This window comes from Paenibacillus sp. IHB B 3084 (genome assembly GCF_001447315.1).
In the GTDB taxonomy this organism is placed as follows: domain Bacteria; phylum Bacillota; class Bacilli; order Paenibacillales; family Paenibacillaceae; genus Paenibacillus.
This window is the reverse complement of sequence record NZ_CP013203.1, coordinates 5,183,958-5,199,630: the sequence shown is the minus strand read 5'-3', so window position 1 is coordinate 5,199,630 and position 15,673 is coordinate 5,183,958. Positions and strand designations below refer to the sequence as shown.

10 protein-coding genes and 1 pseudogene are annotated in these 15,673 nt (G+C 49.1%); all 11 read right to left on the bottom strand.

What is annotated here, in order from left to right:
• Positions 1 to 86 precede the first annotated feature (86 nt).
• The gene (locus ASL14_RS24370) at positions 87 to 548 is read right to left on the bottom strand and encodes a GNAT family N-acetyltransferase (RefSeq protein WP_134914003.1); all 462 of its coding nucleotides are present in this window, start codon (positions 546 to 548) and stop codon (positions 87 to 89) included.
• Positions 541 to 1,725, bottom strand: a complete 1,185-nt coding sequence (purT, locus tag ASL14_RS24365) for a formate-dependent phosphoribosylglycinamide formyltransferase (protein ID WP_134914001.1) — start codon at positions 1,723 to 1,725, stop codon at positions 541 to 543. Before purT ends, ASL14_RS24370 begins: the two co-directional genes overlap by 8 nt.
• Before the next feature lie 129 nt (positions 1,726 to 1,854).
• Positions 1,855 to 3,692: pseudogene (locus tag ASL14_RS24360) on the bottom strand (ABC transporter ATP-binding protein).
• Entirely contained in the window at positions 3,689 to 5,464 is a 1,776-nt protein-coding gene (locus tag ASL14_RS24355; protein WP_134913999.1) for an ABC transporter ATP-binding protein, read from the bottom strand. The pseudogene ASL14_RS24360 and the gene ASL14_RS24355 overlap by 4 nt, the downstream one beginning before the upstream one ends.
• 266 nt (positions 5,465 to 5,730) lie before the next feature.
• Entirely contained in the window at positions 5,731 to 9,402 is a 3,672-nt protein-coding gene (locus ASL14_RS24350) for a dynamin family protein (protein ID WP_134913998.1), read from the bottom strand.
• Between the two features lie 189 nt (positions 9,403 to 9,591).
• Positions 9,592 to 10,137, bottom strand: coding sequence for a glutathione peroxidase (locus ASL14_RS24345; protein ID WP_134913996.1), 546 nt, complete (start codon positions 10,135 to 10,137; stop codon positions 9,592 to 9,594).
• A 102-nt stretch (positions 10,138 to 10,239) separates the two neighbouring features.
• Complete coding sequence (locus ASL14_RS24340; protein WP_025683282.1) at positions 10,240 to 10,512, bottom strand: hypothetical protein; 273 nt, start codon at positions 10,510 to 10,512, stop codon at positions 10,240 to 10,242.
• Positions 10,513 to 10,569: 57 nt separating this feature from the next.
• A complete protein-coding gene (nth, locus tag ASL14_RS24335) occupies positions 10,570 to 11,244 on the bottom strand; it encodes an endonuclease III (protein ID WP_025683283.1) in 675 nt (224 codons plus the stop codon).
• Between the two features lie 211 nt (positions 11,245 to 11,455).
• Positions 11,456 to 12,106 carry a GerMN domain-containing protein gene (locus ASL14_RS24330; protein ID WP_134913994.1) on the bottom strand — a complete coding sequence of 217 codons (651 nt, stop codon included), beginning with the start codon at positions 12,104 to 12,106 and terminating at the stop codon, positions 11,456 to 11,458.
• Positions 12,107 to 12,151: 45 nt separating this feature from the next.
• On the bottom strand, positions 12,152 to 13,651 hold the full coding sequence (locus tag ASL14_RS24325; protein WP_134913993.1) for an N-acetylmuramoyl-L-alanine amidase family protein: 1,500 nt from the start codon (positions 13,649 to 13,651) through the stop codon (positions 12,152 to 12,154).
• A gap of 312 nt (positions 13,652 to 13,963) precedes the next feature.
• Entirely contained in the window at positions 13,964 to 15,538 is a 1,575-nt protein-coding gene (locus ASL14_RS24320) for an N-acetylmuramoyl-L-alanine amidase family protein (protein WP_134913991.1), read from the bottom strand.
• Positions 15,539 to 15,673 lie beyond the last annotated feature (135 nt).

Sequence of the window (15,673 nt, the reverse complement as noted above, 5' to 3'; positions counted from 1 at the left end):
AAAATAGCCCCGCTCGGCAATAGCCTAAACGGGACTGATCTATGGGTTAATGAGGCTCTGAATATAATCCGGGCTTGTCAGGACTTTTATTTAAGCTTTTTGCTGAAACGGTAGCCTTGCTTTTCAAAGCCGATTCGGTTGTAGAATGCTTGGGCCTCTACTTGTTTGATGCGGTTATTCGCTCCGGTAATGAACAAATGGAAGCTTCCTTGCGCACGTCCCCACTCCTCACCACAGGCCACCAGGCGCTTGCCGATGCCCTCGCCGCGATACTCCTTGCTCACGACCAGCATGGTGATTTGTACGGCAGGATCAGGATAAGCCAGGCTTTGAGCCGTATGCATGCCGATTACGCCTACAACACGACCATCCATTTCTGCGACCATCATATTCGCTTGACAGTCCTCCTGCGTAGTTCCCATAACTTCTTTCATCACACCACAAGTCATCGGATATCCGACTTCTCTTAGCAGTCCTGTTACGGCTTCGCAATCGCCAAGCTCTACGGAACGAATTGTCAGTACTGGAATCATCACATTGTTAGACATGATTTACCTCCACTTTCAGCATATTGGCAGCTTCTTTGGCCGTCTTCCGTGCTGTTTCCACATCTCCCGCAGCGCTAAGCGCTACAGCCATCCGGCGTCCCGGCTTGGTTTCAGGCTTCCCGAACACTCGCACCTGTGTCCGGGGTAGCAATAATGCTTCATGCAGACCACCGATTACAAAATCTCGTGTAGCTCGTTCTGCCTTCAAGGTAGCCGAAGCCCCAGGGGTTAGCAGTGTGACCGACGGTATCGGAAATCCGAGAATGGCCCGCACATGAAGCGCAAATTCCGACAAATCCTGCGTAATCATCGTCACCATTCCTGTATCATGCGGACGGGGGGATACTTCACTGAATACGACGCCATCAGCCGTTAAAAACAGCTCTACGCCAAACAATCCGTAACCACCCAATTCATCCGTAATCGTACGGGCAATGTCCTGCGCGTCCGAGAGCTGCTTGTCCGTCATACCATGAGGTTGCCAAGATTCGACATAATCCCCATCCTTCTGAATATGGCCAATCGGTGGGCAAAAAGTCGTACCCGATACTGATCTGACGGTCAATAACGTAATTTCACTCTCAAACGGAACAAAAGCTTCAACAATGACACGTGTTGTTTTGGCACGTGCGCCTTCCAGCGCCGTATTCCAACAGGATTCAGCGTCTTCGGGTGTCCGGCATACAGACTGCCCTTTCCCCGACGAACTCATCAAGGGCTTGACCACGCATGGCGTGCCCAGCTCATGAACCGCTGACCGCAATTGCTCAAAATCATCTGCAAAGCGGTAGGCGGCAGTCGGAAGTTGCAACTTCTCGGCAGCAAGTCTGCGAATACCCTCCCGGTCCATCGTAAGACGGGCGGCCCGGGCCGTTGGAACTACGTGAAATCCCTCTTGCTCCAATTCTTCCAAAGCACCCGTAGCAATAGCTTCGATTTCAGGTACAATTATGTCGGGCTTTTCCTTGCGAATCAGTGCCTTCAACGCCTCAGCATCCTGCATATCCAAACAATGAGAACGATGGGCAACCTGCATTGCTGGGGCCAGTTCATAACGGTCTACAGCAATGCATTCCACGCCAAGCCGCTGAGCTTCAATAATGACTTCTTTTCCCAATTCGCCGCTACCCAGCAGCAGCATCTTTTTAGCCCCGGCAGAAAAAGGAGCACCCCACATCTTGAACTCTTCCCCCTCTGACGATATTGCTCTGATCTCTTTTCATCTTTATTTTCAGGGTTTAGCTCCAAGATTGCAATAGCGCTCCGCATTTAAATTTACAAAAACCGCGATTTTTTGATCTTTTTTTTACAAAAATCTGAACTGTGCTTCCACCAGCCCCCGATAAATTCCATGTTTTTTCATCAATTGTTCATGATTCCCACTTTCTTGGATCTGCCCATGATCCAGCACGACGATATGATCGGCATTCCGAATCGTGGACAAACGGTGAGCAACCATGAAGGAGGTTCTGCCATCCAGCAGCACCTGAAGAGCCTCCTGAATTTTGAGCTCTGTTTCTGTATCTATACTCGCTGTGGCTTCATCCAAAATAAGAATTCGCGGATTAGCGAGCAATGCGCGGGCAAAGGATAACAGTTGGCGCTGGCCCATAGACAGCATACCGCCCCGCTCCTCGACCTCCGTTTCATAACCACCCGGCAAATGAACGATGAATTCATGAGCATTAACTGCCTTCGCAGCCGCTTCAATTTCCTCATCCGTTGCATCCAGGCGACCGAATCGAATATTATCGCGAATCGTACCTGAAAAAATAAACGTATCCTGAAGTACGATGCTAATTTGACTACGCAAGCTCTCCACCGTTACATCACGCACATCATGGCCGTCAATCGTAAGTCGCCCTGATGTAATGTCATAAAACCGGCTGAGCAGATTAATGATGGTGCTTTTACCAGATCCGGTATGCCCGACAAGCGCAATGGATTGACCCGCCTCGACAGAAAGATTAATGCCTTTAAGCGCCTGACGTCCCTTTTCATATTCAAAAACAACTTCTTCAAAATGAATATCGCCGCGAATGGACGGCAGGTCTTTGGCTCCCGGCTTATTCGCAATATTCGGCTGTTCATCCATAAACTCAAAATTCTTTCCGACGAAGCCATCGCAACCAGCAACTGGTTGTACATTTGCCCCAGTCGATTAATCGGGTCCCAAAAGTTCCCCACATAGTTGGCAAACGCAACCAGCAGACCTACCGTAAGTTGATCCGTCTGAATCAGATGCGCCCCGAACCAGAACAGCACAAGCGTGCCCAAGCCTCCGGTAATATCAATGAGCGGGCCAAAAACCTGATTCATGGCCGATGCTTTATCCCAAGACCGTTTGCTGGAGCTGTTCATATTATCGAAATAAGCCATGTTTTCCTGCTCCTGCGTGTACGCCTGTGTCACACGGATACCCTGAATGGACTCATTCAGATGGGAGTTGATACGGGAATTCTTCATACGTACTTCCTGCCAGGCACGACGGATGCGCACACGCAGCTTGGTAGAGATCAAAAACATGATTGGAACAGTCACAATCACTGCCAGACCAAGTTTCCAGTTAATCAGTAGCAAAATGACAATGATCCCAGTGAGCTGTACGCAGTCAATCAGGACATTCACCGCACCATTCGTAAATAGATCCTGAAGTGAGTTGATGTCATTCGTAACGCGTACCAAGACAGAGCCAGCCGGTCTTTTATCAAAGAAGTTGAAGGAAAGCTTCTGAATATGCTTGAACAGATCCTCACGCAGATCATAAATGACACGTTGACCGATAATATTGGTGAATTTAATGCGGTACGTGCTGGCTGCCCACTGAATCAAATATAGCAGCAGCACGGCTCCGGTTATCAGCAGCAATAGCTTTACACTGGGCAGTGCAGGCCAAGCGGGAGCAATCGCCTTGTCAATGGCCAGACTGATCAGATAGGGAACGGTCAGCTTGGTGATGGTACCGAGAATCATCATAACCAGCAGAATCGGCAGAATCTGCCGGGCATAAGGCTTCATGTAAGCGAGCAACCGTTTGAATTCCGACCAGTTAAACGGTTTGTCGATGATATTATCATCCTGGTACACAAATCGCTCATTCATTGGTTTTTGAAGCGGTTTGGCTTTTTCAGCGGGTAGATTCATGGTCTCACCTGCCTTTCGGATACACCGTCAGGAGTTTGGGCTATGTAGTCGGCGTATTGAATATGATACACATCCTGATATGGACCTGGGGTCGCAATGAGCTGTTCATGCGTTCCTCGCTGAACTATGCGTCCTTCCTCCAGCACTACGATTTCATTAGCATGACGAAGTGAAGAAATACGGTGAGCAATAATAAAGGTCGTCCGTCCCCGCATAACCTCTTGAAAACCGGTCTGGATTTCATGCTCCGTCTCCATGTCGACCGCGCTGGTCGCATCGTCAAGCACCAGAATTTTCGGATTTTTGAGTAAGGCCCGTGCGATGGCAATCCGCTGTTTTTGCCCGCCGGACAGCCCCAGTCCCCGTTCACCGACGACAGTGTCATAACCCAATGGCAGCTCGGTAATAAATTCATGTGCCTGAGCCAGCTTGGATACGCGTATAATGTCATCAATGCTGACATGGCTTAGTCCATAGGCGATGTTGTTACGAATGGATGATGAGAACAGGAATGTCTCCTGAAACACAGAAGAAATTTGAGCACGTAAATCACGGATTCTCAAATGGCGTATATCCATTCCATCCAGCTTGATGCTGCCTGCGTTCACATTGTAAGCCCGCATAAGCAGTTGAATAATAGTGGATTTACCTGATCCCGTTCCGCCCAGAATACCGATAACTGATCCCGGGGGCGCATCCAGGTTAATGTCAACCACAGCAGGTAGCTTATTCCCGTAAGCAAAAGTGACATGTTCAAATGTAACATGACCCTCTACCTCATCAGCATCAAGTGTCAGCGCGTCAGCTCCATCGGTAACATCCACCGGTTGATTCAGAAGCTCCAAGACCCGTTCACCTGAAGCTTTGGACTGCGTATAGTTATTGATATGAAAGCCAATGTTCCAGATGGGGCCGATAATGTACCAAATTAAGCTAAAAAAAGCGACAAGCTGACCCAGGGTCAGCGACTTTTCAATAACCAGATAGCCCCCCATGCCCAGTAGAAGAACCACACTGACTGAAGCAATCAGCTCCATGGCGGGGAAGAAACGGCTCCACAGGGAAGCAGCTTGAATTTGATTACTTTTGTACTGCTCATTTCGCACTGAAAATTTTTCAACCTCATATGATTCGCGGGCAAATGATTTGACGGTGCGCACGCCTGTTATATTTTCCTGCACCGCTGTCGTCAAGGCGCTGAGCGCAAGCCGCATTTCCTGAAAGGTGGGGTGAATTCGGGATTCGAACTTAAACGTGACGAAGAGCAGCAAAGGCATGCTGATCATCGTAAAGAGGGTGAGTTGCCAGTTGATATACAGCATCATCATAGATCCGAATACGACCATCAGTACCACATTGAGGATTTGGGCAAAACCAAACCCGATGAAGTTGCGAATCGCCTCCAGATCACCCGTCAAACGGGACATGAGATCCCCCGTTTTGGCAGTGTCATAATATCTGAAGGACAAAAATTGCAGTTTTTCATAACAAGCATTGCGGAGTCGGTATGCCAGATAGTTACCCAGCCGTCCACCAAAAAACCCGTGTAAAAATTGCATAAAGCCTTTGACGATCACTACTCCCAGCACAGTTAGAGCCAGTGCCGGGACTTTCCCGAAGTCACCGGGGATGATAGCGTTATCAATTAGCCTTTGGAGCAGGTTTGGATACACCAGTCCCAGGGCCGTCGCTATCGCAAGGCATAGAATGGAAAGAAACAAATAATGTCTCCTCTCACGAAAAAAGCCCTGCAATTGCCTGAGCACATCCATGTCAAGTCCCTCCATTAGTTGCACGACGTTGTTATATGGCTTAGTGAAGTTTACCATTCGCATTCCAAGGCGGCAAAGTGGATAACTGGCCGTTTTCAGGCAGGTTCGCAATTGGCGGGTGATTAGGCAAATTAAATCGCTTTCTTATCATTGAATATGGCTGATTGCTCAACATTGCTTTCTTTTTGGAGTATGCGTAGGACACCGGGTTGTCCCGCAACCCGGTGTCCTAATGAAAGCTATGCTTGTGTGCATATTTATATACTTTATCTCAGAGATTCTTCCTTCTCTAAGGCGGCGATCCGGCTAGCAAGCTCTTCCCAAACCTGTGGCTGCTCACCACCCGTAAGTGCATGCTCCATACCACGAATCGTCTCCAGCATCTGCTCCCGAAGCAGAGCCGTCTGCCGCGTTTGTTCCTCCTGCACCAGCGTAATGTAAAAAGAGGATAGTTGTTCTCGCTGTTGCTCTACAGCTTCCCCGATTCGCTCGCGCAGCACCGGCTCCAGTTTGGTTTGCAGACCCGCGCGACCCGCTCCTTCAAAAAATAGCTTTGGATTTTTAAAGCTGTTCCAATATTCCTTCCAATGGATGGACTCCTGCAAGGAATTTTCAATCAGTTCGGGAACAGCCCACTCTCGGGGTTCAGGAACCGTGCAATCCAGTCCTTCCAGTTGATGGTTCATATCCTCTACGCACCGTTGTACAGCCTTGCGTACCAAGCTTTGTCCCGTTTTTTCCAGCCTGAGCGTGGTTGCCAGCAATTCCTGTGACAGCTCCAGTTCGATCAGGCGCATTAGTTCACGGCCACAGGATGCAAAGGCTGAGCGAAGATCGCCCACGCCTTCCCGCAGGACAGACGGATGAAACGCCTCCGCCATAAACTCTCCAGTCCGATAAGCAAGCCGTTGGCGTACGTGAAACAGCAGTTCATCGGTTTCCCCAGACAACACGGCTGTACCGCTGCTGTCAGACAGACTCAAGAGGGTTTGCTCCAGTTCTTCGCGGATATGGGTTAATCGCTCCAACCGCCCTTCGCGTTCCTCCACGCTATACCTGGCATCGACGGCGTGTTGCTCTATCCGGCTCCGCAGCCGCGCCAGCTCCTGCATGGCGGACGCAATGGACAATCCGGCCAGTTCTTCGGCTGCGAATGCTGAAAAATCATTTTCAAACGCATCAAAACGTGAAGCCGCACGCAGCGAAGCCTCTCTCTGCTCGGCTGCTTCCAGCGCCAGCATACTTGACAGCGGATAAATACGCGGCTTACGAATCCCGTTTGCTTGCAGTTGCTCTTGCACATGTTTGGTCACGGATAGTAGCTCTTCTTCGGACGAAGCGAGATCCGCTGCATTGACGATAAAAAAGGGCTGATCCAACGCCAACGTCTCTTTCACCCGACCCAATTGATTCAAAAATTGACGATCTCCCTGGGTAAACGCATGATTATAGTAGGTGACAAATACAAGAGCGTCCGCATGCTTCATATAATTGAAGGTTACGCCTGTGTGGCGCGCATTTACTGAATCCGCTCCGGGCGTATCCACCAGCACGATCCCCTGACGGGTCAAAGGGCAGTCATAATAAAGGTCAATATGCTCTACAAAGCATGACTTATGCTCGGAGGCAACAAAGTCCCGATATTGCTCCAGATTTACTTGAAGCTGCTGGCCCAGCAAGCTTTCAGCTTCTGCCCACCCGGCTGCGGCGGCCTTCAAAAAGCTGTAATGGGGCCGTCCGGCAGGGTGAATACCTTCCGGCGACAACGCATGTACGGCATCCTGCCATCCCTCTACACCCGGTTCTCCCAGTCCTAGCAGACGGAACGAGTATTTAAGGTCTTCACGCAAAGCGTCCACGGATTTCATTTGGACGTCGGCTGTAGCATGGCGCTCCTGGCTTGCGGGCACCATAATCCGGTTAATCGCCGCTGTCGTCGGATGCGGCGATACGGGCAACACCGCCTCGCCCAGCAAAGCGTTGGCGAAGCTGGACTTCCCGGCGCTGAACGCTCCGAACAGCGCCAGCGTGAACCGCCCGCCCTCCAGCGCAGCGGCGCGGGCGTGTAAATCCCGTACCACCGCCTGCATGGCAGGGTACGGACTCACTAATGCAGCGGCGGCCTCCAACCGGGACGCTGCTGCATCCAGCCGCGTGCGGCGGCCTCCGGCGGCGGGCTGTGCTACCGCCGTGCCTGCAAGCGGCTGCGCCGCTGCGGCGTGTGCGCCAGCGGCGGCAGTACGCGCAGCGCCCGCTGGCGCGGCCGAAGCCGCGGCGGCGGTTTCCGCCTCAGGCGCAGGCGTTGCCGCGCGAGGCAACGCGCCGGGCACAGCAGCTTGCGGCAGCAGACTGCGCAGCGCGGTGGCGTGCGCAGCCGAGGCGCTTAGGCGGGCGCGGTAACGGCCTGCCGCGTCCGCCTGCGCCAGCAGCTCGGTGCGCGCGGATGCGAGAGCCGCACGGCGAGCTTCGGCCTGCGCAGCCAACTGCGCCAGCAGGCGGTCTGCCAGCGCCAGCGCCTTGCGGCGGCAATCTGCCGTGACGGTACTGCGCAAATCCTTGCAATAGTTCAGCGTATACTCTGGCGACAACGCTGCTTCTTTCACCGTCTGCTCAACCAGTTGTCGATCCGTCACAGGACGAATTTTCTCCAGCTCCTGCTCCAGCGCAGCCGACCACAAACCATGCCCGTCCCCCCAGGAACGCAGCAGCTCTCGAACGTGGGGGAGCAACTGCCCCTCTACCTGATCAGCCAACATACCAGTCAGTCGTTCCAAACGTACCTCCTTCTCTCGCTCCGTCTTACCTCCAGCGAACCACAACCCGGTCTTGAAACCCGGCCTGCGGCTCTCCAGATATTCGCCCGCCGCCTCTCGCAGCTCAGCAGGTGTCAAATGGGCATGCTCCAGTACATGATCCAGCTCTTGCCGCAGCCGTTTATACTCCTGCTCCGGCAGCATTTGCCAGTGTTCGTCCTCTTGCTGCAAGATTTCCAGTTCCGTATCCAGACGCGAAATGGCTTCCTCCCCGCCTGCCTCTTCCAGCAACGTGTTCAGTTCCTCTTCCGCAGCAGCCTGTACAGCTTCCACATGTTGATCCGCCAAATGGCGCATTGAGGAAACCAAACTGTACAACAATAGCTCTGTTTTTCGCTCCAGCAGTGCTTTTATCAGCAATGGCAGCCCTTTCCATTGGTTCCAAGGATGGTTTTGCTCTTTCAAGGAAGTGAACAGTATATCCGTGTAATTAACCTGCCATGCATGAAAGCTGGCTTCCACCTCACTACGATAATGTGTAAATGAAAGCTCTCGCTCTCGATGCTTATCTATTTGGTTAATAATCAAATATAACGGCTTGCCCCAATCTGACAGGCTTTTGGCAAAGGACAAATTATTTTCCGATTGGACATGGTTATAATCCATCACATAAAAAACAATATCCGCCCAGTGTAAAGCTGAATGTGTCGCAAGCGCATGACCGTGGTCCGTAGAGTCAACACCAGGCGTATCCATCAATACCCCTCCGCCAGCCAACATCGGGACATCCTCCCATACCTGAACCGATTCATAAGCTCCGCCATTTTTACAATATTCAGCCAGCTCGAACAGAGAGGTTTCCAGTACCTCCGGCTCCGGGTTTTCTAATGTTTTGGCCGGATGAATGAGCGCTCTCGAACGTCCGTAACGGATGGACACTACATTAGCACTCGTAGGAATCGGCCCGGACGGCAGTACTGTTTTGCCGCACAAACTGTTGATTAAACTCGACTTCCCAGCCGAAAAATGTCCACAAAATGCAATGGTCAGTTCCTCTGCTTCCGCCTTTTCCAGCAATTCAGCTACAGCTTTGCTCCTTCCCATCCCCAGCTGTGCGCAAAAATCCCGCAGCCGTTCTATCGTATTCCATTCTTCCCCGGTATCTCCTGTAATCGTTTGCATCATAAGCTACAGTTCCACTCCTTGTCTCTTAGCTGCCTCAAATAGCTTTATTGTAGCATTCCTAAGTCGCTGTGAGAATCATCACAATTAAAAAGTTGTAAAAAAAGGCGCTCCCCGCCATGTACATGACTTTGGGAAACCGCCTTTTTATCAATAGTCAATAAGTTCATCTCATTCTGTCCAAAACGGTCATTATAATAAAGCTTCAATATCCTCTTCCATATCCAGAGGATCAGTCGTCGCTTCAAAGCGTTTGACCACTTTCCCGTTCCGATCAATCAGGAATTTCGTAAAATTCCATTTGATCGAATCTCCCGCCAAGTATTCAGGATGACGCTCGTGAATTAAAGGAATAAGTATTTTGGCAACCGAATGCGTTTCATCAAAGCCCTCAAAGGGCAACGACGAAGCAAGATATGTAAACAACGGGTGAGCCTGCTTGTCACGTACATTCACCTTTTGGAACATCGGGAATGCGACCCCATAATTCAAGGTACAAAATGTATGCACGCTGTCATTGGAATCTGGCTCCTGATCCGCAAACTGATTGCACGGAAAGCCGAGAATTACCAAACCTCTATCCTTATAGTGATCATACAGACGCTGCAAATCCTGATATTGAAATGTAAACCCGCATTGGCTGGCCGTATTTACAATCAACACCACCTTATCTTTAAAATCTCTAAGGGCGATTTCCTTTCCGTTCATTGCAACGGCTGAATAATCATAAATGCTCATTAAGAATAACTCCTCTGTAAGTTATACACCATGCGCCCTCAGGCTGGTTAGACCAGCCGAGCCGCCTACGGCGGAACATGCAAGCATGCCCGCTAATTGAACTTAATTGGTTGCCGCCTCAAGCACTGGCAGCAAAATTTCAAAGACTTGACCATGCTGCAAAATCGTAATTCCGCGGGATTTGTCCTTCATTACGACTACTTCCGGCTTCTGAGACATACGCTCCAGATAATGCTCGGGTACATCACCAGAATGGCTAACCGTAATTCCTTCAAGCTCGCGTTCTTCATTTTCAGCAAACTCCGATGTTACGATTTGCTCAAAAATATCGGAAAAAGCCTCAAAATTGTCTGTATATACCGAAATGCATTTCATACTCTTCATCCTTTTCTACACTTAAATGGTTAAACCCTCGTAATCTCTGTCGGGTCTTTAAGCTCTACGTTCCTTATCTTTCCTGATCCGGGACGTTTTCATACGTTTCTTGCCTTCCCTGCATACATCGAGCAACGGACATACCTGACATTGAGGATTTTGCGCTTTACAGTGATAGCGACCGAAAAAAATGATTCTGTGATGGGTCAAGGACCATTCGTCCCTTGGCACCCTTTTCATCAGTTTTTTTTCAACCTCAAGCACTGAATCGTCCCATCCCGCAAAGCCGAGTCGTTTGGAAACACGCTCTACATGCGTATCTACCGCAATGGCAGGTACATTAAAAGCGGTGGACACAACGACATTAGCCGTCTTGCGCCCAACACCGGGAAGCTTGACCAACTCATCATGCTCAGACGGTATTTCTCCCCCGTACTGGTCTATCAATATACGGCACAGGTTATGAATATGCTTAGCCTTGTTTCGGTACAAGCCGATTCTGCGGATATCCTGCTCCAGCTCTTCAATGGGAACAGCCAAATAATCCTCGGGTGTCTTGTATTTTTGAAACAGGTCTGCCGTTACTTTATTCACCATCTGATCGGAGCATTGAGCGGACAATAACACAGCAATCGTTAATTCAAAAGCATTATCATGGTTCAGCTCACAATGGGCATCCGGAAACATTGTACCGATGGTGTCCAATATATGACGTGCGGTTGCTGCATTCACGGAATCCTACCTCCTACCAAAAAAAACGTCTTGATACGGGATAGCCCGCATCAAGACGGTCACTCTAAATAATCATCCGGAAAGAAACGAATACTATTTGTGCATGACTGCCTGCATAGGCGAGAAATACACTCCTATATTATCATTAACTGTCACAGATTGCACGTGAAAAGTGTGTAATTCCCAAGAATTTTTCATACAATCTGATCTGTTAACGGTTCATCGGATGATCCAGGTCTACATGTCCCATTAAGGATTCCAGGGATTGACCATCTACGAGCAAATCCAGCGTTTTGACTTCCTTGAACTGGAACATCGTTTTCTTCAAAGCGTCGATAGCCAATTCCTCGCCGCCAGCACCCAGACGGGCCTCGTCCGGCAGGGAAATATCAAACGTCAAAGCTCCATTGTCCAATTTGATCTTGTGCACGGAAATTTTGTCGGACCATAACGGTATCAGAGCAGAATCCCCACTTTTTTGCAGAGCTTCAAACGTCTTTTGGAATTTTTCCAGCTCGCTTGGGTAGGTAATTTCCTTTTTCTGTTCCTTCAAGCCTGTCTCTTGTGTATCGGTGTAGTACACCGTAATCTGCTGAGATTGGCGGTCTCCTGTTTTTTCCGTATTCGTCTTGGTGTTTGTAGGCTCCGTTGACGAGGATGCAGGTGTTTGACTCGCTCCGTTACTCTCAACAGTCTGAGTCGATGAATCAGGGGCCGTTTGTTCTGGCGTGCTATTTTGCGCCGCAGACGTTTTTGCTTCCTGAGATGGAGCCGCAGGAGCGGCTGTCTGCTTGGAGGCGCAACCTGCACCTGCAATAGCAAACATTGCCAGCAGACCTGCGATTACGATTTTCTTGTTCATATGTCCCCCTCCTTGCTTGACGTTGGCAAGCGATTTGTTGAAGATTTATTTTACACCAAGATACTCTGTGATGCCATCTGCAATCCCTTGAGCTACCCGGTTTTGGAAATCTTCATCAAACAGTGTGGCTTCCTCTTTCGCATTACTGAGATATCCTACCTCAAGCAAAACAGCAGGCATCGTCGTTTCCCGAATGACATGGAAATTGCCATAACGGATGCCCCGGTCTGTCAAACCTGTCGCTGGAGCAAAGTACTTATGCATGACGTTGGCGAACGCTTTGCTTGCACTACGCTGGTAATACGTCTCTGTACCGTTGGAAGCCGAGCTGCCGCTGCTGTTGGCGTGAATGGACACGAATACGTTGGCATTGAGATTTTCAGCCACTTTTACGCGCTGTTTAAGCTCCAAAAACGTATCATCGCTGCGTGTCAACACAACCTCAAGTTTAGGGTTCTGCTTCAAAATGCTTTCTACTTTCAGAGCCATAGCCAAGTTGAAGGTCTTTTCGTAATTTTTTCTCGAAATCCCAACGGCTCCGGAATCCTTCGCTCCATGACCGGCATCAATAACAACGACTTTTTTGCCATTGCTGTTAACTGGTGAGTTCTGTGTATTATCCGGCTGTGAGCCATCTGGTAAAGTAGAGTCAGGTGTTGTATTAACTGAATCCTTCGATGCCAGATCGACGATTACACGATTCGAGCCGTCATTGTATGCGGTGTAATTCATGGCATGCTTCAGATCAATCACAACGCGAACCGTTGAAGGTTCCTTTTGGAATAAAGCATAGCGGATACTGGATACATCCGCTTCATCCTGAATATCCAGTGAACCATTCAAGTTGCTGTCCAGTTTTTGCTGATCCCCAAAGTTGTCAGCAAACGCAGTAGCCGGCAAATCCACAACCACCCGATCAGGGGTTGTCATTGTAAACGCTTTTGGTTTTACCGCACCCGTAGTCGTAATGGTTAAGCGGTTTTGACTGAAACTGATCCCCTGCACCTGCATTACACCTGAACTGGCATTATTCGTTGGTACAGTTACACTTCCTGTATCTATGCTGCTATTCCCGGATTTTGGAGGAGTAAATTCCCCGTTTCCCGACCCGCTGCTGCGGGTATATAATTTTACGGACTTGGAGCTACTGTCCCATTTTACGTCCAGTCCCATTTGCTCGCCGATAAAGCGAAGCGGTACAAGGGCATAATTGGAACGCAGCAGAGGCGAAGCATCCAGACTAATGTCGCTTCCATTGACAGTCGCCGTCTTGCTTCCGATTATCATTCGGATCGAGGTACTGTCCTTCTCAATCGTTATGGTTCGCGCCTGCTGCTTCCATGTCACGTCATAACCTAAATTTTCAGAAATTACGCGTAGCGGAACCATTGTATTTCCACTAATTACTTGTGCCTTAGCACCGCTCGGGACACTTAACTGTTGATCATCGAGATAGATTTGTGTTCCACTCGAAGCCGCATGTCCATAACCCGGAACCGCCCACATGAAGACAAATAATAACAACAAAAAACCAAATTTCTTCATTCGTCACCCTTCCATTCATAATTTTTTTGCCACATGCTCCGGTGCGGCGAACTGATATACGCGCTTATGTAATATCAGACAACCTTTTAGACGTAATTCCACACCAAAAGTTGCGAATATATTCCATCATAACAGAAATATACGTGCCAAAGAACTAGTTTTGTCGAATTTCGACTAAAAATATAGTTCATTCGCTTTGCGGCTAAAGTCATTGCCCGATTACAAAAAAAAAGCTGCTTTCTCCCTAAACATAGCTAGGGATGAAAAGCAACTTTTTGGTGAGTTTCATACGATCTAATTTAAAATTTTTTATCAATTAATAGATTCACTCGTGTCATTGCTAGTCACAGTCCCGAGATATTCCTTTAGACCGCCCACAATCCCTTCCGCAATCCTTTCCTGTGTTTCTTCCGAGAACATGGCCGCTTCATCAGACAGATTACTAAGGTAGCCGCATTCCAGTAGCACGGCTGGCATTTGCGCCTTTCTCGTCACGATATGATTCGCCACCTTAATCCCGTTATCCTTAAATCCGGTAGCTGCTACAAGATGCTTATGCATCGTTGTTGCCAGTCCCAGACTTTCCTGACGTGCATAGTAGGTTTCAGAACCGTTGGCTTTTCCTTTATTGGAGGCCAGCATACTGTTTCCATGGATCGAAACAAACACGCTTGCCTGCTGTTCGTTTGCTAGCTGGGGACGTTCATCCAGCGTAGGATACGTATCTCCATCTCGGGTCATGACTACCTGAATGTCAGGATCGTTTTGCAAAAGCTGCTTGACCTTTAACCCTACAGCCAGTGCAAACTCCTTTTCGTGTCTTCCAGTGATACTGCCTGCTCCAGGGTCCTTGCCACCATGCCCTGGATCAATGACGACAATTTTCCGTCCGCCGCTATTGGTTGGTGTCACAGCCTGATCAACATTGCGTTCACGCAACTGAAGTGTGATTTCACCTGTGCTGTTAGTTGAAAGCTCGTAATCACGTACCTGGTTTAAAGCAATTACAATACGGACGCCGCCCTTTTGTCCATCGGCGGGGGCAAACCTGACTTCCTGCACATCCCCGCTGTCAATATTCGTAAGCACTCGTAATCCATCGCTACGAACCGGAAACTGCTGAGAAAGCTCTGTCGTCAGCGCCGCTTCTGCCAGATCTACAACGATGCGGTCAGGTCCCGTCATTTTGGTCACTTTGGGCGTTACATCTCTGTTCAATGAAATCTGTAATGCTTCATCTTGAAAGGTAATGTTTTGCACCAGTAGCGTATTTGCTTTTAGCTGTTCTGTATCCTGCTGCTTGGATGATGCGAGTACATCCTGTGTAAGCTTGTCTGATCCAGTGAGATTGGTAATTGTCGTCGTTGACGTAGACGATTTTGGTGTGCTTGTGTTTTTTACCTGCGTTGGTGACGATTTTTGGGATTGAGGCTGTTTTTCTGTCTGCTGGGCTGTCACTTTCTGACTGAGATTTACGGATTTATTTTTATTATTCCAATCCACCTTCAGCCCCATTTGCTCCCCGACAAAACGCAGTGGAACCATGGTGGAGTTACCACGCAGCACAGGAGGTGCATCCAAATTAACTGTTTTTCCATTTACGTCAGCCGACGTACGGCCCACATACATGGACATATCTGTGCTGTTTTTTTGGATTGAGATTTTATAGGCTTGCGGCTCCCATTTAAATTGGTATCCAAGCTGTTCACCAACGACTCGCAGCGGAACCATCACTTTTCCATTGACCATTTCAGGCTTGGCATCTGCGGGCGCCTCTATCCTTTTTCCATCTAAAAACAAATCTGCTCCAGCCGCATTCACATGAGAGGCGGACGGCCACAACCCTATTAGAATAGCCACCAGTATCAACCAACCATATTTCTTCATCCTCATTCCCCTAACTTTTATATGTATTTTTTGTGCTACTGCATAGCCATAGTCCTTCAACCATTTTACATTTACCATACCATGCTGAGACGAACCGTCAACCCCTTATTTACCAATTTATCTTATGACATGACA

Coding starts and splice junctions, on each gene's coding strand:
- ASL14_RS24325 (WP_134913993.1), bottom strand. CDS start 13,651: ATGAAGAAATTTGGTTTTTTGTTGTTATTATTTGTCTTCATGTGGGCG.
- ASL14_RS24320 (WP_134913991.1), bottom strand. CDS start 15,538: ATGAAGAAATATGGTTGGTTGATACTGGTGGCTATTCTAATAGGGTTG.
- ASL14_RS24330 (WP_134913994.1), bottom strand. CDS start 12,106: ATGAACAAGAAAATCGTAATCGCAGGTCTGCTGGCAATGTTTGCTATT.
- ASL14_RS24345 (WP_134913996.1), bottom strand. CDS start 10,137: ATGAGCATTTATGATTATTCAGCCGTTGCAATGAACGGAAAGGAAATC.
- ASL14_RS24350 (WP_134913998.1), bottom strand. CDS start 9,402: ATGATGCAAACGATTACAGGAGATACCGGGGAAGAATGGAATACGATA.
- ASL14_RS24340 (WP_025683282.1), bottom strand. CDS start 10,512: ATGAAATGCATTTCGGTATATACAGACAATTTTGAGGCTTTTTCCGAT.
- purT (WP_134914001.1), bottom strand. CDS start 1,725: ATGTGGGGTGCTCCTTTTTCTGCCGGGGCTAAAAAGATGCTGCTGCTG.
- ASL14_RS24355 (WP_134913999.1), bottom strand. CDS start 5,464: ATGGATGTGCTCAGGCAATTGCAGGGCTTTTTTCGTGAGAGGAGACAT.
- ASL14_RS24370 (WP_134914003.1), bottom strand. CDS start 548: ATGTCTAACAATGTGATGATTCCAGTACTGACAATTCGTTCCGTAGAG.